Here is a 24,074-nt window from a genome sequence, read left to right on the forward strand (position 1 = left end):
ATAATCATGGCACGCCGTTGTGAACTGACGGGCAAGGCGGTTCTGACCGGCCACCTCGTGAGCCACTCGAACCGCAAGACCAAGCGCCGGTTCCTGCCGAACCTGTGCAACGTCACGCTGCAGTCGGATGCGCTCGGCCGCGCCGTTCGCCTGCGCATCGCCGCCTCCGCCCTGCGCTCTGTCGAGCACCGCGGCGGCCTCGATGCCTTCCTGCTCAAGGCGGCCGACAGCGAGCTGTCGCAGGGTGCTCGCGCGCTGAAGCGCGAGGTCGAGAAGAAGCTCGCCGCCGCACAGTAAGGCCCGACGCGTCAGCCTTCCCGCGGGCGGCTCCGGCCGCCCGTTTGCGTTTAGACACCCGCGACGACGGGAGCCGGTCATGGAGCACGCGCGAGGCCTTTTCCTGAAGGTGCAGGCACGCCGCCTGTGGGCGCCCGTCATCGCCATGGCGCTCGTCGTCCTCGCCTCCAACGTGGCGGTGCAGTATCCCTTCACGACCTGGGGGCTCGAGGACTACCTGACCTGGGGCGCCTTCACCTATCCGGTCGCCTTCCTCGTCACCGACCTGACCAACCGCCGCTACGGCGCGTCGGCAGCGCGGCTGCTGGTCGTCGCGGGCTTTGTGGTGGCGCTTGCTGCCTCCGTCGTCGCGGCGACCCCGCGCATCGCCTTCGCGTCCGGCACCGCCTTCCTCGTCGGGCAGCTTCTCGACATCGGCGTATTCAACCGCCTGCGCCGGCTCGCCTGGTGGAAGGCGCCGCTGACCGGCAGCCTCGTCGGCTCGGCGCTCGACACGGCGCTGTTCTTCACGCTCGCCTTCGCGGGCGACGTGACCGACCTTGCCACCTATGGCGCCGGCGCGCTGACCGCGACCGTTCCCGTGTGGATCGGCTGGGCGGTTTGCGACTTTCTCGTCAAGGTCGCGATGGCTCTCGCCATGCTGGTGCCCTACGGCGCGCTGCTGGGCATCGTGCGCCCCGTCGTCGAGGCCCGCGCCTCCTGACGCGCTATGGCGTGAGGGCAAACTCCAGCAGCAGCGTGCGCTGGAGCATCGAGAAATTGTCGTCGGAGATGAGGGTGAGAACGATCTCGCCCCCCGCGCCGCGGCGGACGGCGAGGCCCTCCATGTTGTCGATCTCGCAGCCGTTGTCCGCCTCGATCAGCCGCGTGCCGTCCAGGGTAGCGCCAGGCACGAGGGCCCGCGCCTCAATGTGCCGGATGCGCATGCCGATGCTGAAGGGCGGCACGTAGCGCCGCTCGAGCACGACAAGATCGCCTCCGGGCAGGAAAGCGAGGTCCGTCACGTCGAAACCGTCCCGTCGGCGGAGGGTGAACCGGCCGGGGCGACGCCCGCCGATCATGAAGCCGGCTGTCTCGTCCTCGCCCGAACGCTCGGCGATGGCCACGATGGCGCCGGCCACGGGGCTGCCCTGCGGCGCCACCCCGAGGGCCTCGAGCCCGCGGTTGCGGCGCAGGTGCCGCACCTCGGCCGGCACGGCGAGCTGTCTGGCGCGGGCGGCGATGCCCGATCGTGCCCAGTCGAAGGAAAGGATCTGGTGGACGCGCTCGACGCCGACATAGGCGGTGCCGCCGGCAATCGTGAGGCTCTCGGTATCGTAGGCCGGGGTTGCTGCCAGAGGCTCGCCGTTACCGGCCAGCATCGGCGCCATCACCGCCTCGGCGAGGCCGACGACGTGATCGCCCTCGCGCAGTGGTCGCGCCACGAGCCACTCGGCCGCGTCCGAGATCGCGACGAGTCGTCCGTCGCCGGCATAGTCGAGGCTGGAGAAGCCGCCGAACCCTTCATAGCTCGCGCTGAGCTTCAGTCCGCCGAGGAAGGTGAGGTCGCCGAAGCGCCGGCGGTCGGGATCGCCGGGGCGGAAGGCATCGATGCGGTGCGCCTCGATGTCGAGGCGCACGGGCCCTTCCGGCACCGGCGGGCGGGCGCTGACACGGCGAAGGCCGCAGGCAGCGAGCCCGGCAACCGCCAGCCCGCCCCCGAGCAGGGCGCGGCGAGTCGGCCGCGGCAGCCTCATGCGTGCAGGCGCTGGCGCTGGCGGCGGCCCCTTGCCGGCGCGGCGCGGCTCGCCGTCTCGTCGAACAGCTCGGCCAGCTTCTCCGTCATCGCGCCGCCGAGTTCCTCGGCATCGACGATGGTCACCGCCCGGCGGTAGTAGCGGGTGACGTCGTGGCCGATACCGATGGCGATCAGCTCGACCGGCGAACGCTCCTCGATCTCGGCGATGACATGGCGCAGGTGCCGCTCGAGATAGTTGCCGGGATTGACCGAGAGTGTCGAATCGTCGACCGGCGCGCCATCCGAGATCACCATGAGGATGCGCCGCTGCTCGGGCCGCGCCAGGAGGCGCTTGTGCGCCCAGTCCAGCGCCTCGCCGTCGATATTCTCCTTGAGCAGGCCCTCGCGCATCATCAGGCCAAGGTTGCGCCGGGCACGGCGCCAGGGCGCGTCGGCCGCCTTGTAGATGATGTGGCGCAGATCGTTGAGGCGGCCAGGGTTGGCCGGCTTGCCGGACTGCAGCCACAGCTCGCGGCTCTGCCCGCCCTTCCAGGCGCGCGTCGTGAAGCCGAGGATCTCCACCTTGACGCCGCAGCGCTCCAGCGTGCGGGCGAGAACGTCCGCACAGGTCGCGGCGACGGTGATCGGGCGCCCGCGCATGGAGCCCGAATTGTCAATGAGCAGGGTCACCACGGTGTCGCGGAAGTCGGTGTCCTTCTCGCGCTTGAAGGAGAGCGGCTGGAACGGGTCCGTCACCACGCGCGGCAGGCGCGCGGGGTCGAGCATGCCCTCCTCGAGGTCGAACTCCCAGGCGCGGTTCTGCTGGGCGAGCAGCCGCCGCTGCAGGCGGTTGGCGAGGCGGGCGACGACGCCCTGCAGGTTGGCGAGCTGCTTGTCGAGATAGCTGCGCAGCCGCGCCAGCTCCTCGGCGTCGCACAGGTCCTCAGCGGCAACCGTTTCGTCGAAGCGCGTCGAGAAGGCCTTGTACTCGGGGCCACGCGGCTCGTTGGAGAGTGAGGTCGGGGGGCGTCTCGCTTCCCCCGCATCATCTGCCTCGGCCAGCTCGCCATCGTCGGCCATCTCGCCGGCGGGCGCCTCGGCGGCCTCGCTCTCGCCGTCCTCCAGATCATCCTGCACGGCGTCGGCGGACGCCTCGCTCTCGCCGCCATCCTCCTGCGCCTGGCGCTCGCCTTCGCCCTCGTTCTGGTCCTGCCGCTGCTCGGAGCTGTCCTGGCTGTCGTCGTCCGTCTCGTCCTCGGCGTCGAGATCGGTCTCGTCGATCATGTCGAGGCTGACGAGGATGTCGCGCACGCCGCGGGCGAACGCGCGCTGGTCCTCCAGCGAGGCCGCCAGCCTGTCGAGCTCGCGGCTCGCCTTGTCCTCGATCACGTCGCGCCAGAGGTCGACAAGCTTGCGCGCCGAGGGCGGCGGACGCAGGCCCGTCAGCCGCTCGCGCACGATCAGGGCGACCGCCTCCTCGATAGGGGCGTCGCTGCGGTCGACGACATCCTGCATGTGGGCGCGCTGGCAGCGGTCCTCCAGCATGGCCGTGAGATTGGCGGCGACACCGCTCATGCGGCGGGCGCCGATGGCCTCCACGCGCGCCTGCTCCACCGCGTCGAACAGCGCCCGCGCCTGCTGCCCGCTGGGGGCCAAGCGGCGGTGCACCTCCTCGTCATGGCAGGCAAGGCGCAGCGCCATGGCATCGGCGTGGCCGCGCAGAACGGCAGCGTCCGCCTCGCTCATGCGGCGCGGCGGCTCCGGCAGGCGAGCTCGCTCGCCGACGAGGGCCGGCCGGTCCACGGCGAAGGTGATGTCGAGATCCGGCCGCCGGGCCATGGCCTTCATGGCGCCGGAAACGGCGCGCTTCAGCGGCTCGCTCGGCGCCTCCTTCGACGTGGCAGGCTTGCGGTTAGAGATGCTCACGGCGCTGCCCCTCTGGCCGTCCTCAGCTCAGGGCGAAGTTGACGGCCGATTCCGGCAGGTCCTTGCCGAAGCACCGCTGGTAGAACTCCGCCACCAGCGGACGCTCCAGCTCGTCGCACTTGTTGAGGAAGGTGACACGGAACGCAAAGCCGATGTCGCCGAAGATGTCGGCGTTCTCGGCCCAAGTGATGACCGTGCGGGGGCTCATCACCGTCGACAGGTCGCCGTTGATGAAGGCATTGCGCGTCAGGTCTGCCACCCGCACCATCTTGTTGACGATGTCGCGGCCCTCGTCGTTCTGGTAGTGCTTGGCCTTGGCCAGGACGATCGCCACCTCCCTGTCGTGCGGCAGATAGTTCAGCGTCGTCACGATCGACCAGCGGTCCATCTGGCCCTGGTTGATCTGCTGGGTGCCGTGATAGAGGCCGGAGGTATCGCCGAGACCGATCGTATTGGCCGTCGCGAACAGGCGGAAGGCCGGATGCGGGCGGATGACGCGCTTCTGGTCGAGCAGCGTCAGCTTGCCCGAGACCTCGAGCACCCGCTGGATGACGAACATCACGTCCGGGCGGCCGGCGTCATATTCATCGAAGACGAGGGCCACGTTGTTCTGCAGCGCCCAGGGCAGGATGCCGTCCTGGAACTCCGTGACCTGCTTGCCCTCCTTGAGCACGATCGCGTCCTTGCCGACGAGGTCCACGCGGCTGACGTGGCTGTCGAGGTTCACGCGCACGCAGGGCCAGTTGAGGCGAGCCGCGACCTGCTCGATATGCGTCGACTTGCCGGTGCCGTGATAACCGGTGACCATGACGCGGCGGTTGCGCGCGAAGCCCGCGAGGATGGCGAGCGTCGTCTCGCGGTCAAAGAGATAGTCGGGGTCAAGGTCGGGCACGTGTTCGTCGGGCTTGGAATAAGCCGGCACCTCCAGATCGGTATCGATGCCGAACACCTGCCGCACGGACAGCTTCATATCGGGCAGGTTAGCGCCCGTATCGGTGGTCGCTTGCATGGCTCCTCACAATCGGCGGGACCTTCCGCCGCGTCGCGGCAGAGTTTCACCGCCTCCGCCCGCGGGCAAGCCCAAATCATCGCTATCGCACTCGATACGGGCTCGCGTAGGCGCGCACAAATCACCTTGCATCATCATGTCCATCACGACGACGGGTGATTCAGCACAATCCGACCGTCTTCAGGGTGTTGTAGGCGCGGATGATCTCCTGCAGCCGCGCCTCGAAGGACCGGTCGCCGCCGTTGGCGTCGGGGTGAAACCGTTTCACGAGCTGCTTGTAGCGCGCCTTGATGGCGGCCGCATCAGCCGTCTCGTCGAGACCGAGGACATCGAGCGCCTGCATGGCAGGGGCCGACAGGCGCCGCGCCGGCTCGGCCCGGCGGGATGCGCTCTGCGCGCCGCGCACGCCGGCAAAGAAGTCGAACGGGTCGACCACCTCCGCCTCCTCCGCAGCCCTGGCATAGGCTGCGGCACGCATGCGCGCGGCACCGTTGACGCCCATCTTCCACGTGGGCCGGTGGCCGATGACCGAGGCCTTCTGGTAGGCGACGACGGCATCCTCGCTCATGCCGGCAAAATAGTTATAGGACTGGTTGTAGGCCCGCACATGCTCAAGGCAGAAGAGGAAATACTGCCCCTCCTGCCCGCGCCCCTTCGGCGCCCGGTGCAGGCCAAGGCCCGTGCAGCCCGGATGCTCGCACCCCGGCTCGTTGCGACGCGCCCCTTCGTCCGCCACGGGACGGACGCGAATGCGATCGAAAAGGGGCGAGTTGAGATTCATGGCTCAAAGCTTATGTGAGACGCTGTTATCAGAACAAGTGCCGCGGAGACACAGCGGCGTTGCAACGCAGGGTGTACGCATGGGCATGAAGGACGCCATCGCCGCCAAGCTGACGGCGGGGCTCTCTCCCACCCATCTCTCGGTCACCGACGAATCGGACAGGCACATCGGCCACTCCGGCTGGCGCGAGGGTGGGGAGACGCATTTCAGGGTCGACATCACTTCGCCCGCCTTTGCCGGCAAGAGCCGTATCGAGCGTCACCGCATGGTCAATGCGCTGCTCGCCGAGGAGTTCGCCAGGGGCATGCACGCGCTGGCCGTGACCGCGCGGGCTCCCGGGGAGTGATCCGCAACGGCACGGCATCGTCGGCTCTGGCGGAAGGTCACGGGCGGGAATATGGGCATCGCCGCCCCAAATGCAACGGGGCGCCCGCGGCGCCCCTGATCGCCTGGCGGTGGCTGTCGCCGGCTACTTGATGCGCTCGAGCACCGAGACGTAGTTGGCGACCGCCGCCCCGCCCATGTTGAAGATGCCGGCCAGGGTCGCGCCCGGCACCTGGATGCCCCCTGCCTCGCCGCACAGCTGCATGGCTGAGAGGGCATGCATCGACACGCCCGTCGCGCCGATGGGGTGGCCCTTGGCCTTGAGGCCGCCGGAGGGATTGACCGGCAGACGGCCGCCCTTCTCCGTCCAGCCCTCCTTGATGGCGCGCGCGCCCTCGCCCTCCGGCGTCAGGCCCATGGCCTCGTACTCGATGAGCTCGGCGATGGTGAAGCAGTCGTGCGTCTCGACGAAGGACAGGTCGTCGAGCGTGAGGCCGGCCCGGTCGAGCGCATCGTGCCAGGCCTTGGCGCAGCCCTCGAACTTGAGGATGTCGCGGCGCGACAGCGGCAGGAAGTCCTGCACATGGGCCGTGCTGCGGAAGGCCACGGCCCGGCGCATCTTGAGCGCCGTCTCGATGTCCGCAAGAACGATGGCGGCCGCGCCGTCCGAGACGAGCGAGCAGTCCGTGCGCTTCAGCGGTCCGGCGACGATGGGGTTCTTCTCGCTCACATTGCGGCAGAAGTCGAAGCCCAGATCCTTGCGCATCTGGGCATAGGGATTGTCGACGCCGTTGCGGTGGTTCTTCGCCGCGATCATGGCGAGCGCGTCGGACTGGTCGCCGTGGCGCTGGAAGTAGGCAGCGGCGATCTTGCCGAAAACGCCGGCGAAGCCCCCGGTAATATCGCCCTCCTCCTTGAGGTAGGAGGCCTTGAGCAGGTTCCTGCCGATCTCGGGCCCGGGGGTCGTCGTCATCTGCTCGACGCCGACGACGAGCACGATGCGCGCATTGCGCGCGTCGATGGCCCTGATGCCCTGCCGCACGGCGGCCGAGCCCGTGGCGCAGGCGTTCTCGACGCGCGTCGCGGGCTTGAAGCGGAAGGCCGGGTCGGCCTGGAGCACGAGCGAGGCCGTGAAGTCCTGCTGCGAGAAGCCGCCGTTGAAATGGCCGAGCACGATCTCGTCGACATCCTCGGCGCCGATGCCGGCATGGGCGAGCGCCTCGTTGGCGACACGGACGATGAGGCTCTCGACGCTCTCGGCATCGAGCTTGCCGAACGGCGTATGGGCCCAGCCGACGATTGCCGCGGTCATTCTGTCATCCTCCCGATCATTTTGCGGCGCACTGTGCACGGGCGCCGGGCGGCCCGCAACCCGCTTTCTCACTCATATCACTGTGCGACGAAGAGCATCGCGACGCCGGCGCAGACAAGCACCATGCCGGCGATCTCGCGGCGCGAGGCCGTTTGCGCGAAGAGGCGCCGCGCCGCGATCTGCGCGAAGAACACCTCGACGAGGGCGAGGGTGCGCACGTTGGCGGCGCTCGTGAGCGAGAAGCCGATGAACCAGAACTGGGAGGCGAGCGCCCCCATGAAGCCGGCAAAGAGCGACGGCCGCCAGGCGCGGAAGCTGCCGACGAGCGCAGCCTTGTCGAACAGGGCGAGATAGAGCACGAGCACCAGGGTCTGGATGCCGAGGCCAAAGGCCAGCGTCGTCGTGGCCCGCACCAGGAACGACCCCTCCGGCAAGGCCAGGATGGCGCCGCGGAAGCCGATGGCGGCGAGCGCAAAGCAGGCGCCGGAGGCGATGCCGGCCAGGGCCGGGCCGCCGCGCGCGAGCGACGTGAGCCGGCTGCCCGGCTTCACCGACATCAGGATGACACCGAGCGTCGCGACGATGACGGCGGCGGCGCCGAGCAGGGTCAGCCGGTCGCCGAGGACGATGAGCCCGAAGAGGGCGACCTGCACCGGCTCGCTCTTGGTGTAGGCGATGGTGACGGCGAAGCCCTCGCGGCGCATGGCAGCGAGCATGAGCGCGGTCGCTACAATCTGGGCCACCGCCCCGCCCGTGACGAAGGCAAGGAAACGCCCCCCCGGCAGCGGCACGGCCTCCCCCGTCACGGTGGTGACGAGCGCGAGGAAGATGAGTGCGAAGGGAAAGCCGTAGAGGAAGCGCACCTGGGTGGCCCCGACGGTGCCGAGCACGTCGGTGAGGCTGCGCTGCATGGCATTGCGCAGGGTCTGCGCAGCCGCGGCCGCGATCGTGGCGGGGATCCACAGAAGAGCTGTGAACACGATTGAGATCCGATGCAACGGAATGTGGAAGACGCCACCGTCCGCCCGGACGCTGCCGCAATTGCTGTCTACAGGCGGCAGCATCCCTATGCAAATCAGACGACACGGGTTACGACTGACCAGCGACAATGCCTGCCTTTCCGGCCCTCGATGCCGGCAAGGCGCATCGGGCCACATCGCATCGCGATGGCGCCACGCCGTCAGGCGACCCGGACAGGTTCGACATGAGACCCGCTCTCTTCTCGCGAACGGCACCGCTTTTTTCCGGCCTTGCGGCGCTTCTTCTCTCGGCGTCGATGGCGCTCGCCGCGCCGGCCATCGTCGTCGATGCCAGCTCCGGCCGCGTGCTGCACGCGGAGGATGCGACGCTTGCCTGGTATCCGGCCTCGATCACCAAGCTGATGACGACCTATGTCGTGCTCAGTGAGATCCGCGCGGGCCGCATCAGCCTCGACACACCGCTCACGGTGAGCCCCAAGGCTGCGGCTGTCATCCCCTCCAAGATGGGCTTCAAGCCCGGCACGGAGGTGACGGTCGACAACGCCCTCAAGATGATCATGGTCAAGTCGGCCAACGACATGGCCGTGGCGCTCGCCGAAGGGGTCGGCGGCTCCGTGGACCGTTTCGCCGACATGATGAACGCTGCGGCAAGCCGGCTCGGCATGCACGACAGCTATTTCGTCAATCCCCACGGGCTGCCCGACGAGCGCCAGCGGACCAGCGCCCGCGACATGGCCATCCTCGCCCGCGCCCTGCTGACGGAGTTTCCCGAGTACAAGCAGTATTTCGGCATCGGCGCCATCCGCTTCGGCAAGCGCATCATGCGCAACACCAATGGCCTCATCGGCCGCTATCCGGGCGCCGACGGCATGAAGACCGGCTTCATCTGCGCCTCCGGCTTCAACGTGGTCGCCACGGCAACGCGGGGCGGACGCACGCTTATCACCGTGGTGCTCGGCGCCCACAGCGCCACCGAGCGCACGATCCGCGCCGCCGCGCTCTTCGACAAGGGCTTCGCCAGCAACGGCTGGGGCAGCTCCACCCTGGAGGCCCTGCCCGTCTCCTACACCTCCCCGCCGGACATGCGTGAGGCGGTTTGCGGCCGCAATCGCGGCACGGTCGGCGAGGACGGCGAGGAGATGCAGCTGGTGGAGGCGAATGCCGGCGGCCTGTTCAACATCTTCTCGCCGAGCCCCGGCCTGTCAAAGGTGCTGGGCCCCAAGCCCGGCACCCTCGCCCCGCGCGAGCCGACGACGCCGGTCGACGTCTATGTCGGCCGTGCGCCGGGCTCCAGGGCCGCACCGGCCGCCGTCGCCGCGACGCCGCCCGCCGCCCGCGCCTTCGCGCCGCAGGAGGCCGAAGGCACCACGCTCGGCGGCAACGGACCGATGGTGCTGCAGGGCGCCGTGCGGCCGCCACCGCGCCCGGTCATCAAGACGAAGGCGGCGGTGAAGAAGCCCGCCGAGAAAAAGTCCGTGCAGAAGACGCCTCCCGTCAGGGCGACCAGCAACTGACGGCCGCGGGGCGGAAGGCATTTTCCCGTCCCGGCCTTGCGCTTGTCCGCCCCCCGACAGATGTAATAGTGGAACATCGCCGCCGGTGCAGGACCGGCGGAGCCGATGCCCATGCAGCCGCCGGCGCACCCGGCGGCCTGCCAGCCATGCGGGGCTCCCGTCATGACCGCTCCACAGCCCGGCCGCCCGGCGCCGATCCCGCTCAATGTCGTCACCGGCTTTCTCGGCGCAGGCAAGACGACCCTGCTCAACCGGCTGCTGCGCGACCCCTGGATGGCCGACACCGTGGTCGTCATCAACGAGTTCGGCGAGATCGGGCTCGACCATCTCCTCGTCGAGAAGGTGGACGAGGATCTCGTGCTGATGGCGGCGGGCTGCCTGTGCTGCAGCATCCGCGGTGATCTGGTGGCGACGCTTGAGGATCTGCTGCGCCGGCGGGACAACGGCCGCATCCGACCCTTCCGCCGCGTCGTGATCGAGACCACGGGCCTCGCTGACCCGGCCCCCATCCTGCACACGGTCCTGCGCCACCCCTACCTGTCGATGCGGTACGCGCTCGACGGCGTTGTAACGCTCGTCGACGCCGTCAACGGGGCGGCAACACTGGATGCGCAGAAGGAAGCGGTGAAGCAGGCCGCCGTCGCTGACTGCCTCGTCCTCACGAAGACCGACCTGCTGCACGACGACCCGGAGCGGCTCGGGCAACTCACGGCCCGCCTCGCCGCCCTCAACCCGGCGGCGGACATGCTGCGTGCCGACGATGCTGCAGCAACCGCCGAGCGCCTCCTCGGCCGCGGCCTCTACAACCCGGAGGGCAAAATCGGCGACGTCGCCCGCTGGCTCGGCGCCGAGGCGTTCGAGGACGCGCACGAGCACGACCATGGCCATGAGCATGAACATGGGCACGGGCATGAACATGGGCACGGGCACAGCCATCACGACGTCAACCGGCACGATGCGCGCATCCGCGCCTTCTGCCTGACGAGCGACCGGCCGATCTCCGCCCCCTCCTTCGACCTCTTCCTCGACCTGCTGCGCTCGGCGCACGGTCCCAACCTGCTGCGGGTCAAGGGTATCGTGGCTGTGAAGGAGGGGCCGGACCATCCGGTCGTCATCCACGGCGTGCAGCACGTCTTCCACCCGCCGGTGGTGCTCGATGCCTGGCCGGACGACGACCGGCGCACCCGCATCGTCTTCATCCTGCGCGATCTCGACGAGAGCTTCGTCCGCCGCCTGTGGGGCGCCTTCGACGGCACGCCCGCGATCGACACGCCGGACGCGCAGGCCCTCACCGACAATCCGCTCGCCATCGGCGGAGGCCGTTGACACCGGCTGCACCGGGCAGCCCGCGTCGCAACGGCAGGCCGAATGCCTGCAGCAACACCGCGCCCACGCGCAGGGGACCGCTCAAACTATTGGCTATGCTGGCGTTTTTTGGAGCGGGCGAAGGGAATCGAACCCTCGACATACAGCTTGGGAAGCTGTCGTTCTACCACTGAACTACGCCCGCCGAAGACGCCGTCGGAACCGCAGCGTTCCTGGAGATGCCACCGGACGGTGGGGCCCATTGTGTACTCGGTTCCCCCCTCGCCGATCAAGCCCATTCTGTCGCCGGAAAGCTGTTTGTCCGCGCCCGCATTGCCGGTGGCGCGGCGCATCTGTCATGCTGCAGGCGGAGGTGCGCCGATGGACGAGCCGTCCGATGTTCCGCCGGGCTGGGAGAGCCGCCGCGAACGGCGCCTGTGGCTGATCGCCTACATCGTCATCCTCGTGGTCGTCGGCCTCGGCGCCGTGCGCCAGCTCCACAAGCTCTTCGGCGCGCCCGCGCCGGAGGTGCGCACGAGCGCGTCCCCGCCACCAGTCGTTCATCATTCCCGCTGACGGGCGGCCTCACCCGGCACGATCCCTGCTACAACATTCCCGTCGGCCGCAGGGCCGCCGGGATCCGTCCCGTGGTGGAACACGCGTTGCAAATCGGAACAGCGACATGACATCCAACGTCGCACGTCTCTCGCAGACTGGAAAGAAGAAGCCGCTCTCAGCGGACGGCGCCGTCGGGACCGTCGCCGAGCAGAATGCCGTCTCCGGCAATCGTTTCGTGCTCGAGCGGCGGCCGGCCGTCAGGCTTGCCGACATTGCGGAGGCGTGGGACGACCTCGCCCGCCGGGCGCTCGAGCGCAACATCTTCACCGAAAGGGCCTTTGCGCTCACTGCCGCGCAGCACATCGCCTCTGAGCAGCACATGGGTGCCGTGCTCGTCTGGCGGAGCAGCCGCAAGGCGCCGGGCGATCTCCTCGGCCTGTTCCTCGCCAACGGCAGGCGGATCGACGTGCCCGGCGTGTCGCGCCTGTGGCACATGCCGTTCTGCGGCCTCGACACGCCGCTGATCGACGCCGAGAACGCGCTGGATGTTGCGGGCGCCTTCCTCGACCACATGGCGAAGCGCGCCGCCCTGGCCGGCGGTGTCATGTTTCCGCTGCTTCCTGTTGAGGGCGCTGTGGCGAAGACCTTCGCGGCTGCGGCCGAGGCCCGTGGCCTGGCGACGCAGCTCTTCGACCGCCATGAGCGCGCCGTGCTCAACGGGGGCCATGATCCCGAAACGTTCCTGACCTCGGCCCTTCCCGGCAAGAAGCTGAAGGAGTTGCGCCGGCAGCTGCGCCGCCTTGACGAGCTCGGCGCGGTGCGCGTCGAAACCGCGGTCGAGCCGCAGGCCGTGCGCGACGCTACGGAAGTCTTTCTGGCGCTTGAGGCATCCGGCTGGAAGGCGCAGCGCGGCACCGCGCTGCTGCAGTCCGACGGCACGGCGACCTTCGTGCGCACCATGACGCGGCTGCTCGCCAGCAAGGGCCGCTGCCGCGTCATCACGCTGCGCTCCGGAGACAAGCCCATTGCTGCGGGTGTCCTCCTCGACGCCGGCAGCCACAGCTGGTTCTGGAAGATCGCCTACGATGAGCAGTTCGCGCGCTTCTCGCCGGGCGTTCAGCTCACCTTGGCCCTGACCCGGTACCAGCTCGAGCGCAAGACAGTGGAACGCACTGATTCCTGCGCCATTGCCGGCCATCCGATGATCGACCACCTGTGGCCGGAGCGGATGGCTGTCGCCGATCTCTTCATCGGCCTGCGTCCGGGTGGTCATGGTCTCCCGGCCGCCGTCATCCGCCTCGAGCGCCTGCGTCGCAACCTCCGTGGCGCCGCCAAGCATGTCTACTACCGCCTGAAAGGATACTGACAGCCATGACTGCCGAGATCACTGCCGCAGAGGCCGATCTTGCGAACCGCTTTCCCCACGAGCCGTTCGCCACGCGCCACAACCTCGCCGGCCATCCGCTGTTCTCGCTGCCCGCGCTCGCCCGCCTTGCCAAGACGCTGCCGCGCGACCGGGTGGAATACAACGCTGGCGACCTCGAGCCCGGCGTGAAGCCGGAAGACGTGCCGACGCTCGACATGTCGGCCGAGGAGGTCGTGCGCCGCATCGAGCAGTGCAACGCCTGGATGGTGCTGAAGCGCGTGGAGGTGGAACCGGCCTATCGCGCGCTGCTGGAGGAGGTCCTGACCGGCGTCGCCCAGAAGCTCGGGCACCGCTCGCTGGAGGAGGCCGGCTTCTACGACATCCAGGGCTTCGTCTTCGTGGCCTCGGCCAATGCGACGACGCCCTTCCATGTCGACCCGGAGGAGAATTTCTTCGTCCAGATCCACGGGCCGAAGTTCTTCCACATCTTCGACAACCGCGACAGGTCATTCCTGACCGACGAGGAGCTGGAGATGTCGCCCTCCAAGCACCGCAACAAGCGCTACGACCCGAGCTACGAGGCGAAGGCGCAGGTCTTCTCGCTCCAGCCCGGCGACGGGCTCTTCGTGCCCCACCTGTGGCCGCACTGGGTGCGCACGGGCGACAGCTATTCCGTCTCCATGGCCATTACCTGGAAGTCGCCGCGCGCCGAGCGGCTCAACACCCTGCTGCGCGCCAACGGGCTGCTGCGCAAGTACGGCTTCCCGCAGCCTGCGCCGGGGGTGAACCCGGTGATGGACGGCGTCAAGATCGCCGCCTACAGGGCGCTGCGCACCGCCGTCGAGCCACTGCGCCGCACGGAGGGGATGCGCCGCTTTCTGCGCGGCCTCGTCTTCGGCCGGCAAGCGAACTACTACTACCGTGAGAAGAAGGCCTGACGCGCCTTGCGGCCCGGGCGCTGCGTCCGCGCCGCGCGCCGCTCAAGAATAGCCGGCTAGACGTCCATGACGAAGTGCTTGGAGAGCTTGAGCCCCTGCGCCTGGTAGTGCGAGCCGGCGCCGGCGCCGTAGAGCACTGCCGGGCGGCCGGCCATGCGCTCGTAGACGAGGCGGCCGACGATCTGCCCGTCTTCCAGGATGAACGGCACGTCGCGGGAGCGCACCTCGAGCACGGCGCGCGCGCCCGCCCCGCCCGCGCCGGCATGGCCGAAGCCGGGGTCGAAGAAGCCTGCGTAGTGCACGCGAAACTCGCCGACCAGCGGATCGAACGGCACCATCTCCGCCGCATAGTCCGGCGGCACGTGCACGGCCTCCTTCGACGCGAGGATATAGAACTGGCCGGGGTCGAGGATGAGCTCGCCCTCCTCGCCGGCATAGAGCGGCTCCCAGAAGGCGCTCGCCTGGTAGGCACCTGGTCTGTCGACATCGACGAGGCCGGTGTGGCGCTTGGCCCGGTAGCCGACAAGCCGGCGCTCGCCGAAGCCGGACAGATCGACACTGACCGCGACGCCGGACTGGATCGAGGGCTCGTGCGAGGTGACCACCCGCTCCTTCTCGTGCAGGGCCGCGAGCTCCGCGTCGCTCAGCCGGCAGGCGCCGTGGCGAAAGCGCAGTTGCGACAGGCGCGAGCCCTGGCGCACCAGGACCGGGAAGGTGCGTGGCGAAATCTCGGCGAACAGCGCCCCCGCATAGCCGGCGTCGATGACATCGAACTCGCGGCCACGGTCGGCGATGACGCGGGTGAAGACATCGAGGCGCCCCGTCGAGCTCTTGGGGTTGGCCGCAGCGGCGAGCCCGGCGGGCAGCGCAAGCGCCTCCTGCAGTTCTGCGATATAGACGCAGCCTGTCTCGAGGACGGCGCCGCGCGTCAGGTCGATCTCGTGCAGGGAGAGGCTCGCAAGGCGCTCGCGCACCGAGCGGCCACGGCCCGGCAGGAAGCTCGCCCGGACACGATAGGCTCGCGCGCCGAGGCGCAGGTCGAGGCTCGCCGGCTGGATCTGGTCCGCGTCGAAGGGCGCCGCGGCGCGGATCACGCCGGCGGCAGCGAAGGCGGCGATCGTTTCTGCAGGCTGGATACCGGGAACGAGCTGGACCATGAAACCTCGCAGGAACCTCGCGGGGGCTGGACTGCGCCCGAAGGCCGGGCGCGGGGTCTTGTGATTACCGCGCTTTCGTGCCGATGGCTACTCGGCGCGTCGGTCCGCCCGGGACGTGGAAAAGCCCGGCTCCGCTCCATGCGGAGCCTCGCGGAACCGCTGCCAGCCCGCGAGCGCCCGGCCGAGGGCCGTGGCGAGCGTCATGGCGGCGAAGACATAGGCGATGGGCGGGAAATGCTGCGGCAGCGTCAGCATCAGGAGGAAGGCGAGGATCGTCTCCGTGCCCTCGGCAAGGCCCGCTGTGAAGTAGATGGATTTGACGCCGCGTGCCCGGCTTTCCCACCCCCGGCGCGCCGCCACCGCCGCATAGGCGAGGAACGTGGCGCCGTTGGCGTAGAAGCTGAACAGGAGGACGGCCGCAGCCAGCGCATTGGCCTGCGGCTCGCGCAACGCGAAGGCCAGTGGGAAGGCGCCGTAGAAGGCGAAGTCGCACACGATGTCGAGAAAGCCGCCGCGGTCGGTTCGGCCGCGTGCGCGGGCGATCGCGCCGTCGAGGCCGTCCGCGAACCGGCCGGCGAGAAAGAGCACAGCGGCGAGAAGATCGAGCCTCAGGACCACCGCAGCCGCGCCGCCGAGCCCTGCGGCGAAGCCCGCCAGCGTCACGGCATCGGCCGAGACGCCGGCCGCGGCCAGCCGGCGGCCCGCGACGGCAAGCGGCGGGTCGATGACACGGCGCATGATCCCGTCGAGCATGTGCTGCGGCCTCCCGGGCGTGCGGGACAATTGACGCTCGGCCCCGTTAGCGCTTACCACGCCGGGTGGGACGTTGTCCGCTCGCGACGTTCACGGAGCTGCGAGATGTACCGGGCCGAGACGAGGGGCATTCGCGTCACTGTCGAGCCGCGTTTCCTGGAGGAGGAATCTTCGCCGCGCGAAGGCCGCTTCTTCTGGGCCTACACGGTGGAGATCGTGAACCTCAGTGCCGAGACGGTGCAGCTCAAGGCCCGGCACTGGACCATCACCGACGGCGAGGGTCGCTCCCAGGAGGTCCACGGCCCCGGTGTCGTCGGCGAGGAGCCGATCCTCGAGCCGGGCGAGAGCTTCACCTACACCAGCGGCTGCCCGCTCTCGACGGCGCACGGCACGATGATGGGCTCCTACGACATGATCACGCAGCGCGGGGAGCGTTTTCCCGTGGATATCCCGCTGTTTCCACTGGACAGCCCCTATGTGCGACGGGTCATGCATTGATCCTCCGCAGCAACAATTGAACGGGCACCGCATGACTGGCACGCGCCTTTCCCCCCTCGACATGCTGGCGCGGCTCGTCGCCTTCGACACCGAGAGCTCCAAGTCCAACCTCGCGCTCATCGACTTCGTCGCGAGCTATCTCGACAGCTGGGGCGTGCGCTACATCCGCCTGCCGAATGCGACGGGCGACAAGGCGGCGCTGCTCGCCACGGTCGGGCCGGCGGTGCCCGGAGGCGTCGTCCTCTCCGGCCACACGGATGTGGTGCCCGTGGCGGGTCAGGCCTGGACCAGCGATCCCTTCACCCTGCGTGTGGAGGACGGACGCGCCTATGGCCGCGGCGCGGTGGACATGAAGGGCTTCTGCGCTCTGGCGCTTGCGCTCGTGCCGGAGTTCCTGGAGGCGGACCTCAAGCGGCCGATCCACATCTTCCTCTCCTATGACGAGGAGACGACCTGCCTCGGCGTGGTCGACGGCATCGCCCGCTTCGGCAAGGACGTGCCGATGCCGTCGGCCGTCTTCGTCGGCGAGCCGACGGGTCTCGAAGTGGCCGATGCGCACAAGAGCGTCGTCACCTTCGAGACGCAGGTGCACGGGGTGGAGGCACACTCGTCCAAGCCCGAGCTGGGCGCCAGCGCCGTCATGGCGGCCTGCGATCTCGTGGCGGAGCTCAACCGCATGGCCGAGGAGTTCGTGGCGCGCAGCGACGCCTCGGGCCGGTTCGACCCGCCCTACACGACGATCCACGTCGGCACCATCGCCGGCGGCACGGCGCGCAACATCCTGGCGCGGCACTGCTCCTTCCACTGGGAGTTCCGCGGCCTGCCGGACCTCGACCCGGAGGAGATCCCGCGCCGTTTCGCTGCGGTGTCGGAAAACGTGCTCGCCCGCATGCGCCGCACGGCGCCGGCGAGTCGCATCGAGACGCGGTGCGAGGTCTCCGTCCCCGGCCTGCGGCCCGACACAGGCTCGGCCGCCGAGACGCTGGCGCTGCGCCTCGCCGGCCGCAACCGCACCATCACGGTGCCCTTCGGCACGGAGGCCGGGCATTTCCAGAACGCCGGCATCGCGACAGTCGTCTGCGGGCCGGGCACCATCGACCGCGCGCACCAGCCGGACGAATACATCACGCTCGCGGAGCTGGAGGCGGGCGCCGCCTTCATGCGCGCGCTGGCGAGAGACCTCGCACAATAGGCTGCGCCGGCCGCACCGCCCGCGGGCGCCGGGCCTGACGGTCAGCCGGCGTCCGCCGCCGCAGCGACATCGGCAGGGTCGATGTCGTAGTGGCGCGAGCAGAACTCGCAGGTGATGCCGATGCGGCCGTTGTCCCCCACCATGTCGGCTCGGTCCTCGGGCGAGAAGCCCTTGAGCATGGCGAGGATGCGGTCGGACGAGCAGCGGCAGCTCTCCTCGACAGGCAGCGGCTCGAAGACACGCACGCCGCGCTCGTGGAAGAGACGGTAGAGCAGCTGCTCGCGCGTCAGCGTGGGATCGAGCAGCTCGTGGTCCTCGACCGTGGCGACGAGGAACTTGGCCTCGGTCCAGGCGTCGTCCTCGCCCGGCCCGGCTGCCGGCTCGTATCCCTCGGGCGCATCGCCGGGGTTGAGGTCCTCCCGGCGCATGCGCTCGCTCGAGCGCGGCAGGAACTGCACCATGAGACCGCCAGCCCGCCAGGCGTGGTCGCCGCCGCCCATCGCCTCGCCGACGGCCAGGCGCACGAGGGTCGGGATCTGTTCCGACTGGCGGAAATACTGGTGGGCCGCCTCCTCGAGGCTCTGCCCCTCGAGCGCCACCACGCCCTGATAGCGTGTCATGGTGCCGCCCTGGTCGATGGTGAGGGCGAGATGCCCATGGCCGAGGAGCTCGCCCGTCGTCGTCTCCCCGGCGGCCATCGCCGCCTCGACGCGCGCGGCATCGAAACGGGCGCAGGCGCGCAGCCGGCCCGGCGCGTCGAAATCGACGACGATCATGTTGATCGGCCCGTCGGTGCGCGTCTGCAGCTGGAAGCGGCCGTCGAGCTTGAGCGCGGAGCCGAGCAGCGCCGTCAGGACCACGGCCTCGCCAACGACACGCGAGACGGGAGCCGGATAGGCATGGCGCGCGATGATCGTGTCGATGCTGGGCCCGAGGCTCGCGACGCGACCGCGCACGTCGAGTGCCTCGACCGCGAAGGGCAGAACGCGGTCGTCACCCGCCGGCGTCACAGCCGCATCCATCACGAGATCGCTCCCAGACACCAGGCCAGAATACCCTTTTGCGCATGCAGGCGATTTTCCGCCTCGTCGAAGACGACCGACGCCGGGCCGTCCATCACCTCGTCCGTCACCTCCTCGCCCCGGTGCGCCGGCAGGCAGTGCATGAAGATGGCGTCCTTGCCGGCGGCTGCCATCAGCTTGCTGTTGACCTGATAGGGCCTGAGCAGGTTGTGGCGGCGCCCCTCATCCTCGTCACCCATGGACACCCAGCAGTCGGTGACCACGGCATCGGCGCCCTCGACGGCGGCGAAGGGATCGGTGGTGACGTTGACGCGCGCGCCGGCCTGCCGCGCGAAGGCCAGGACATCCTCCGGCGGCGCGAGCTCCCGCGGGGTCGCGATGTTGAGCGTGAAGTCGAGACGCGCCGCAGCGTGCACCCAAGAGGCGAGCACATTGTTGGAATCCCCCGACCAGGCGACCGTGCGGCCCTTGATGGGGCCGCGGTGCTCCTCGAAGGTCAGCACGTCCGCCATGATCTGGCAGGGGTGCGAGCGTTTCGTGAGGCCGTTGATCACCGGCACATCCGCGTGGCGTGCCAACTCCAGCATCGCCTCATGGTCGAGGATGCGGATCATGATGGCGTCGACATAGCGCGAGAGGACGCGGGCCGTGTCGGCGATGGTCTCGCCGCGGCCGAGCTGCATCTCCTTGCCCGTCAGCATCAGCGGCTCGCCGCCCAGTTCGCGCATGGCGAGGTCGAACGACACGCGCGTGCGCGTCGACGGCTTGTCGAAGATCATCGCCAGCACCTTGCCGGCGAGCGGCCTCTCCTTCGGCGGCTCGCCCTTGCGGCGGCTGGCCTTCAGGGCCGCGCTGATCTCGAGCACCCGGCGCAGGTCCGCCTGCGTGAAATCGCTGATGTCGAGGAAGTGGCGCACTGAACCGTTCATCACGCCGCTCCCTTCGCGCTGGCACGGGCCTCCAGCGCCGCCACCGTCGCCTCAAGGCGCTCCAGCGCCTCGCTCACCTCGGCCTCGCCGATGATGAGCGGCGGCAGCAGCCGCACCACGTTGTCGCCGGCGCCGATGACGATGAGGCGGTTGGCGCGCGCCTCGTCAACGAATTCCGTGTTGGGGACGCCGAGCTTGAGGCCGAGCATCAGCCCCTCGCCGCGTACCTCCGTGATGATGCCGGGATGCCGGTCCTTGAGCGCGGCGAGCCGCTGCTTCAGCAGCAAGCCGGTGCGCGCCACCTCCTCGAGGAAGCCGGGCGCCAGGACCACATCAAGCACCGCATTGCCCACCGCCATGGCGAGCGGGTTGCCGCCGAAGGTCGTGCCGTGCACACCCACGGTCATGCCGCTCGCTGCCTCCGCGGTGGCAAGGCACGCTCCCATGGGGAAGCCGCCGCCGATGCCCTTGGCCACCGCCATGATGTCCGGCGTGATGCCTGACCACTCGTGCGCGAAGAATTTGCCGGTGCGGCCAACGCCGCTCTGCACCTCGTCGAGGATGAGGAGCAGGCCACGCTCGTCGCAGAACTTGCGCAGGCGGCGCAGCACCTCCGGCGCGACAGTGCGGATGCCGCCCTCACCCTGGATCGGCTCGACGAGAATGGCGCCGGTCTGCGGGCCGACAACCGCCTCAAGCGCCTCCCAGTCGCCGAGGGCGACCTGGTCGAAGCCCTGGACCTTGGGGCCGAAGCCTTCGAGATATTTCTTCTGCCCGCCCGCGGCGATGGTCGCCAGCGTGCGGCCGTGGAAGGCGCCCTCGAAGGTGACGATGTGGAAACGCTCGGGCTGCCCCTTGGCGAAGTGGTAGCGCCGGGCCATCTTGATGGCGCATTCCAGCGCCTCGGCGCCGGAGTTGGTGAAGAAGACGCTGTCGGCAAAGGTGGCGTCGACCAGCCGCTGGGCAAGCCGCTCGCCCTCGGGGATGCGCACGAGGTTCGACGTGTGCCAGAGCTTGCCGGCCTGCGTGGTCAGCGCCTCGACGAGATGGGGATGGCAGTGGCCGAGGGCATTGACCGCGATGCCTGCGCCGAAATCGAGATATCGCTCGCCGCTTCGCGTCACGAGCCACGCGCCCTCGCCTTTCTCGAATTCGATGTCGGCACGCGCATAGGTCTGCAGAAGCGGCGAAGTCACGTCTTTCGTCTCCGCGATGAGACGCCGGCCCGCTGCCGGACGCCCCGGATTTTCCCGAAAATCAAAGTGCCGCCCGGGCAGGGGCGGCACCATCCACAATTTTAGATGGGTCACGATGCCTGTCAATTCAATCGCATTGATACCTTCGATCAGCACCTGCCCGATCGCTGTCATGATCTTGGGGAAAACGCAGATCTGCCGGCACGGAGCCTTGCTCGCGCCTTCCCTCATATTGTAGTTTCCGGGCCATAGACCACGACATATCGTGTGGCATTTCCCTATCGGCGCTACCTGGAGCAGGATGCGACGAGGCGAGAGCCTCTTTCGCATGCGGACGGCGTGTGCCGAGACGAGCCGGGCGGAGAGAGCGATGAGCGATCAGAGCAATACCTGGAGCGACGAGCGGGTTGAGCTGCTGCGCAAGCTCTGGGCCGAGGGCCTCAGCGCCAGCCAGATCGCTGCCGAACTCGGAGGCGTGACGCGCAATGCCGTGATCGGCAAGGTGCATCGCCTCGGCCTCTCCGGCCGCGCCAAGTCGGCGGCGCCGGCGGCATCGCGCCCGCGCAAGGCGGCGCCGACGCGCAGCCCGAGCCACCCCATGACCCAGCCGGCGAACCCCACGGTCGTGCGCGGCAACACAGCCCTTGCAGCGGCGCCGGAGATCGAGGCGGAAGTGGAGCCGCAGGAGGCGTTCCAGCCTCAGGAGGAGGTGGTCGTGCCGCTGAGCGAGCGCGTGACCATCATGGAGCTGCGAGAGGCCATGTGCCGCTGGCCGATGGGCGACCCGACGACGCCTGACTTCCGCTTCTGCGGCGCCCGCTCCCTGCTTGGCATGCCCTATTGCGCACACCATGCGCGCATCGCCTACCAGCCGGCCGCCGACCGCCGGCGCGAGAAGAAGGTGCTGCGGTCCTGACCGGAAGCGGACAGGGACAGCGAAGGCCGGGCAGCAAGCTCCGGCCTTTTTTCATGGCCGGAGCGGGCAGCCGGCGTCATTGCACGTGCGCGAAGGTCTCGTCGAAGGAATAGCCGGCGCCGCGCACCGTGCGGATCGGGTCCGGCTGGCGGGGACGGTTGAGGGCCTTGCGCAGCCGGCCGACATGCACGTCCACCGTGCGCTCGTCGATGTAGACATCGTGGCCCCAGACGCCGTTGAGGAGCTGCTCGCGCGTGAAGACGCGGCCGGGGCTCTGCATCAGGAACTCGAGCAGCTTGAACTCCGTGGGGCCGAGGTGCAGCTCACGACCGCCCCGGCGCACACGCCGCGTCTCCCGGTCAAGCTCGATGTCTCCTGCCCTGAGCACGGTGGCCACGTGCCCCGGCTTGGCGCGGCGCAGCAGCGCCCGCACCCGCGCCAGAAGCTCCGGCACCGAGAAGGGCTTGACGACATAGTCGTCCGCACCTGTGGCGAGGCCGCGCACGCGTTCGTCCTCCTCGCCGCGGGCGGTGAGCATGATGACGGGCAGCCGCTCCGTCTCGCGCCGGGCGCGCAAGCGCCGGCACAGCTCGATTCCGGACAGGCCGGGCAGCATCCAGTCGAGCAGCACGAGGTCAGGCACCTGCTCGCGCAGCCGGACCTCCGCCTCGTCGCCGCGCGCCACGGTGTCGACGGTATAGCCCTCGGCCTCAAGGTTGTAGCGCAGGAGGAGCGTGAGCGGCTCCTCGTCTTCGACGATGAGGATTCGGGGTCCCATCGGTCCTCCGTCCGGGCGCCTACTGCTGGCCGGAGACCGGCACGGTGGTGAAGCTCGACTCGTCGCTCTTCGGGCGCTCGGCGACGACCGGCTTGCCGGTGACGAGATAGTGGATCGTCTCGGCAATGTTGGTGGTGTGGTCGCCGATGCGCTCGATGTTCTTGGCGAGGAACAGGAGGTGTGTGCAGAAGCTGATGTTGCGCGGATCTTCCATCATGTAGGTGAGCAGCTCGCGGAAGATCGAGGTGTAGAGCGCGTCGATGCGGTCGTCGCGCTGCCACACGTCGAGCGCGCGGGCCGTGTCTTTCTGCGCATAGGCGTCGAGTACGTCCTTGAGCTGGGCCTGCACGAGGTCGCTCATGTGCTGCACGCCACCGACGATCTTCTGCGGCTGCAGCTCGTTGCTGATGGCGACGACACGCTTGGCGGTGTTCTTGGCGAGGTCGCCGATGCGCTCGATGTCTCCGGCGATGCGGATGGCGGAGATGATCTCGCGCAGGTCCACCGCCATCGGCTGGCGCTTGGCGATGGTCAGCACGGCGCGCTCCTCCACGTCGTGCTGCAGGGCATCGAGCCGCTCGTCGACGGCGATGACCGCTTGGGCGAGGGCCGCATCACGCCGCACGAGAGCCATGATGGCATCGCCCAGCATCTTCTCGGCAATGCCGCCCATCTCGGCGATCTTGCTGCGCAGGGTGTCGAGCTCGACGTCGAACGAGCTGACGATATGGTCGGTCATCGTCGGCACTCCCCTCTCTCGCGACGGCCTCAGCCGAAGCGCCCCGTGATGTAGTCCTGTGTCCGCTTGTCCTGCGGCGCGGTGAAGATCTGCTCGGTCGGCCCCTCCTCCACGAGCCTGCCGAGGTGGAAGAAGGCCGTGCGCTGCGAGACGCGCGCCGCCTGCTGCATCGAGTGCGTCACGATGACGATCGTGTAGTTCTCGCGCAGCTCGTCGATCAGCCCCTCGATCTTCGCCGTGGCGATCGGGTCGAGCGCCGAGCACGGCTCGTCCATGAGGATGACCTCGGGATTGACGGCGATGGCGCGGGCGATGCACAGGCGCTGCTGCTGGCCGCCGGAAAGGCCCGTGCCCGGCGCTCCAAGCCGGTCCTTCACCTCCTCATAGAGACCGGCGCGCTTGAGGCTCATGATGACGATCTCGTCGAGTTCGGCCTTCGAGCTGGTGAGCCCGTGGATGCGCGGCCCGTAGGCGACGTTCTCGTAGATCGACTTGGGGAAGGGGTTCGGCTTCTGGAACACCATGCCGACCCTGGCCCGGAGCTGCACCGGGTCGAGGCTGCGGTCGTAGATGTCGCGGCCATCGATCTCGATGCGGCCGGACACCCGGCAGATCGGGATCGTGTCGTTCATCCGGTTGATGCAGCGCAGGAAGGTGGACTTGCCGCAGCCGGACGGCCCGATGAAGGCGGTGACCGCCTTTTCGGGAATGTCGATGGAGACGTCGTGAAGGGCGTGCTTGTCCCCGTAGTAGACGTTGACGTCCCGGGCCACGATCTTCGTCGCCGCCTTCTCGGCGGCCCCGGCCGTCGCGGCCCTGGCCAGCTCGATGTTCGGCATCGTCGTCATCATAGGAAACTCCCTTCGC

The 24,074-nt window shown here is 69.0% G+C and carries 25 protein-coding genes and 1 tRNA gene; 11 read left to right on the top strand and 15 right to left on the bottom strand.

All coding sequences use genetic code 11. From position 1 onward, the window contains the following. Positions 1 to 6 precede the first annotated feature (6 nt). Both rpmB and HNQ73_RS13655 read left to right on the top strand, forming a co-directional pair. Entirely contained in the window at positions 7 to 297 is a 291-nt protein-coding gene (gene rpmB, locus HNQ73_RS13650) for a 50S ribosomal protein L28 (protein WP_183335440.1), read from the top strand. 79 nt (positions 298 to 376) lie between these two features. Continuing rightward, positions 377 to 1,000, top strand: a complete 624-nt coding sequence (locus HNQ73_RS13655; protein ID WP_183335441.1) for a queuosine precursor transporter — start codon at positions 377 to 379, stop codon at positions 998 to 1,000. Positions 1,001 to 1,004: 4 nt separating this feature from the next. Here the strand turns inward: HNQ73_RS13655 and HNQ73_RS13660 are convergent, their stop codons facing one another. The 4 genes from HNQ73_RS13660 to HNQ73_RS13675 form a co-directional block, all read right to left on the bottom strand. Further along, positions 1,005 to 2,033 (bottom strand): esterase-like activity of phytase family protein, encoded by a 1,029-nt coding sequence (locus HNQ73_RS13660; protein WP_183335442.1) that lies wholly within the window; start codon positions 2,031 to 2,033, stop codon positions 1,005 to 1,007. Continuing rightward, positions 2,030 to 3,940 carry a cobaltochelatase subunit CobT gene (gene cobT, locus HNQ73_RS13665; protein ID WP_183335443.1) on the bottom strand — a complete coding sequence of 637 codons (1,911 nt, stop codon included), beginning with the start codon at positions 3,938 to 3,940 and terminating at the stop codon, positions 2,030 to 2,032. Before cobT ends, HNQ73_RS13660 begins: the two co-directional genes overlap by 4 nt. 22 nt (positions 3,941 to 3,962) lie before the next feature. Next, positions 3,963 to 4,949, bottom strand: coding sequence for a cobaltochelatase subunit CobS (gene cobS / locus HNQ73_RS13670; protein WP_183335444.1), 987 nt, complete (start codon positions 4,947 to 4,949; stop codon positions 3,963 to 3,965). 160 nt (positions 4,950 to 5,109) lie between these two features. Further along, the gene (locus tag HNQ73_RS13675; RefSeq protein ID WP_183335445.1) at positions 5,110 to 5,730 is read right to left on the bottom strand and encodes a J domain-containing protein; all 621 of its coding nucleotides are present in this window, start codon (positions 5,728 to 5,730) and stop codon (positions 5,110 to 5,112) included. A 79-nt stretch (positions 5,731 to 5,809) separates the two neighbouring features. On the opposite strand from HNQ73_RS13675, the gene HNQ73_RS13680 reads away from it, so the two are divergent. Continuing rightward, complete coding sequence (locus HNQ73_RS13680; protein ID WP_183335446.1) at positions 5,810 to 6,076, top strand: BolA family protein; 267 nt, start codon at positions 5,810 to 5,812, stop codon at positions 6,074 to 6,076. 123 nt (positions 6,077 to 6,199) lie between these two features. Here the strand turns inward: HNQ73_RS13680 and HNQ73_RS13685 are convergent, their stop codons facing one another. Continuing rightward, positions 6,200 to 7,366 carry an acetyl-CoA acetyltransferase gene (locus HNQ73_RS13685; RefSeq protein ID WP_183335447.1) on the bottom strand — a complete coding sequence of 389 codons (1,167 nt, stop codon included), beginning with the start codon at positions 7,364 to 7,366 and terminating at the stop codon, positions 6,200 to 6,202. Between the two features lie 77 nt (positions 7,367 to 7,443). Next, complete coding sequence (locus HNQ73_RS13690; protein ID WP_183335448.1) at positions 7,444 to 8,346, bottom strand: DMT family transporter; 903 nt, start codon at positions 8,344 to 8,346, stop codon at positions 7,444 to 7,446. A 224-nt stretch (positions 8,347 to 8,570) separates the two neighbouring features. On the opposite strand from HNQ73_RS13690, the gene HNQ73_RS13695 reads away from it, so the two are divergent. Together HNQ73_RS13695 and HNQ73_RS13700 are read left to right on the top strand one after the other, a co-directional pair. Beyond that, positions 8,571 to 9,860, top strand: a complete 1,290-nt coding sequence (locus HNQ73_RS13695; protein ID WP_183335449.1) for a D-alanyl-D-alanine carboxypeptidase family protein — start codon at positions 8,571 to 8,573, stop codon at positions 9,858 to 9,860. Positions 9,861 to 10,022: 162 nt separating this feature from the next. Then, a complete protein-coding gene (locus tag HNQ73_RS13700) occupies positions 10,023 to 11,186 on the top strand; it encodes a CobW family GTP-binding protein (RefSeq protein ID WP_183335450.1) in 1,164 nt (387 codons plus the stop codon). A gap of 109 nt (positions 11,187 to 11,295) precedes the next feature. Here HNQ73_RS13700 and HNQ73_RS13705 read toward each other — a convergent pair. Next, positions 11,296 to 11,370 (bottom strand) — tRNA-Gly (locus HNQ73_RS13705). 176 nt (positions 11,371 to 11,546) lie between these two features. Between HNQ73_RS13705 and HNQ73_RS13710 the strand changes: the two genes are divergently transcribed. The 3 genes from HNQ73_RS13710 (at position 11,547) to HNQ73_RS13720 (ending at position 14,027) form a co-directional block, all read left to right on the top strand. Further along, positions 11,547 to 11,741 carry a hypothetical protein gene (locus HNQ73_RS13710; RefSeq protein ID WP_183335451.1) on the top strand — a complete coding sequence of 65 codons (195 nt, stop codon included), beginning with the start codon at positions 11,547 to 11,549 and terminating at the stop codon, positions 11,739 to 11,741. A gap of 106 nt (positions 11,742 to 11,847) precedes the next feature. After that, a complete protein-coding gene (locus tag HNQ73_RS13715) occupies positions 11,848 to 13,089 on the top strand; it encodes a GNAT family N-acetyltransferase (RefSeq protein ID WP_183335452.1) in 1,242 nt (413 codons plus the stop codon). Between the two features lie 5 nt (positions 13,090 to 13,094). Continuing rightward, positions 13,095 to 14,027: a cupin-like domain-containing protein gene (locus tag HNQ73_RS13720; protein WP_183335453.1), complete on the top strand. Its 933-nt coding sequence runs from the start codon at positions 13,095 to 13,097 to the stop codon at positions 14,025 to 14,027. Positions 14,028 to 14,083: 56 nt separating this feature from the next. Here HNQ73_RS13720 and HNQ73_RS13725 read toward each other — a convergent pair whose 3' ends face one another. Both HNQ73_RS13725 and HNQ73_RS13730 read right to left on the bottom strand, forming a co-directional pair. Further along, positions 14,084 to 15,184 (bottom strand): 2'-deoxycytidine 5'-triphosphate deaminase, encoded by a 1,101-nt coding sequence (locus tag HNQ73_RS13725; RefSeq protein WP_183335454.1) that lies wholly within the window; start codon positions 15,182 to 15,184, stop codon positions 14,084 to 14,086. 87 nt (positions 15,185 to 15,271) lie between these two features. Beyond that, a complete protein-coding gene (locus tag HNQ73_RS13730; RefSeq protein WP_183335455.1) occupies positions 15,272 to 15,937 on the bottom strand; it encodes a CDP-alcohol phosphatidyltransferase family protein in 666 nt (221 codons plus the stop codon). A 105-nt stretch (positions 15,938 to 16,042) separates the two neighbouring features. Here HNQ73_RS13730 and apaG point away from each other — a divergent pair, with 105 nt between their 5' ends. Together apaG and argE are read left to right on the top strand one after the other, a co-directional pair. Continuing rightward, positions 16,043 to 16,435, top strand: a complete 393-nt coding sequence (apaG, locus tag HNQ73_RS13735; protein ID WP_183335456.1) for a Co2+/Mg2+ efflux protein ApaG — start codon at positions 16,043 to 16,045, stop codon at positions 16,433 to 16,435. Positions 16,436 to 16,466: 31 nt separating this feature from the next. After that, the gene (gene argE / locus HNQ73_RS13740) at positions 16,467 to 17,627 is read left to right on the top strand and encodes an acetylornithine deacetylase (RefSeq protein ID WP_183335457.1); all 1,161 of its coding nucleotides are present in this window, start codon (positions 16,467 to 16,469) and stop codon (positions 17,625 to 17,627) included. Between the two features lie 41 nt (positions 17,628 to 17,668). On the opposite strand, the gene HNQ73_RS13745 is transcribed toward argE, so the two are convergent. The 3 genes from HNQ73_RS13745 to HNQ73_RS13755 are packed head-to-tail and all read right to left on the bottom strand — an operon-like array spanning position 17,669 to position 20,774. After that, entirely contained in the window at positions 17,669 to 18,649 is a 981-nt protein-coding gene (locus HNQ73_RS13745) for an Hsp33 family molecular chaperone (RefSeq protein ID WP_183335609.1), read from the bottom strand. Then, positions 18,649 to 19,578, bottom strand: a complete 930-nt coding sequence (gene argF / locus HNQ73_RS13750; protein WP_183335458.1) for an ornithine carbamoyltransferase — start codon at positions 19,576 to 19,578, stop codon at positions 18,649 to 18,651. The genes HNQ73_RS13745 and argF overlap by 1 nt, the downstream gene beginning before the upstream one ends. Next, positions 19,578 to 20,774, bottom strand: coding sequence for an aspartate aminotransferase family protein (locus HNQ73_RS13755; protein ID WP_183335459.1), 1,197 nt, complete (start codon positions 20,772 to 20,774; stop codon positions 19,578 to 19,580). Before HNQ73_RS13755 ends, argF begins: the two co-directional genes overlap by 1 nt. 370 nt (positions 20,775 to 21,144) lie before the next feature. Between HNQ73_RS13755 and HNQ73_RS13760 the strand changes: the two genes are divergently transcribed. Beyond that, the gene (locus HNQ73_RS13760) at positions 21,145 to 21,690 is read left to right on the top strand and encodes a GcrA family cell cycle regulator (protein WP_183335460.1); all 546 of its coding nucleotides are present in this window, start codon (positions 21,145 to 21,147) and stop codon (positions 21,688 to 21,690) included. A gap of 76 nt (positions 21,691 to 21,766) precedes the next feature. Here HNQ73_RS13760 and phoB read toward each other — a convergent pair whose 3' ends face one another. The 3 genes from phoB to pstB are packed head-to-tail and all read right to left on the bottom strand — an operon-like array spanning position 21,767 to position 24,055. Next, positions 21,767 to 22,468: a phosphate regulon transcriptional regulator PhoB gene (phoB, locus tag HNQ73_RS13765; RefSeq protein WP_183335461.1), complete on the bottom strand. Its 702-nt coding sequence runs from the start codon at positions 22,466 to 22,468 to the stop codon at positions 21,767 to 21,769. Between the two features lie 19 nt (positions 22,469 to 22,487). Further along, positions 22,488 to 23,207, bottom strand: coding sequence for a phosphate signaling complex protein PhoU (gene phoU / locus HNQ73_RS13770; protein WP_183335462.1), 720 nt, complete (start codon positions 23,205 to 23,207; stop codon positions 22,488 to 22,490). Between the two features lie 29 nt (positions 23,208 to 23,236). After that, on the bottom strand, positions 23,237 to 24,055 hold the full coding sequence (gene pstB, locus HNQ73_RS13775) for a phosphate ABC transporter ATP-binding protein PstB (protein WP_183335610.1): 819 nt from the start codon (positions 24,053 to 24,055) through the stop codon (positions 23,237 to 23,239). Positions 24,056 to 24,074 lie beyond the last annotated feature (19 nt).

The sequence above is a fragment of the Chelatococcus composti genome, from assembly GCF_014201415.1.
GTDB classification, from domain to species: domain Bacteria; phylum Pseudomonadota; class Alphaproteobacteria; order Rhizobiales; family Beijerinckiaceae; genus Chelatococcus_A; species Chelatococcus_A composti.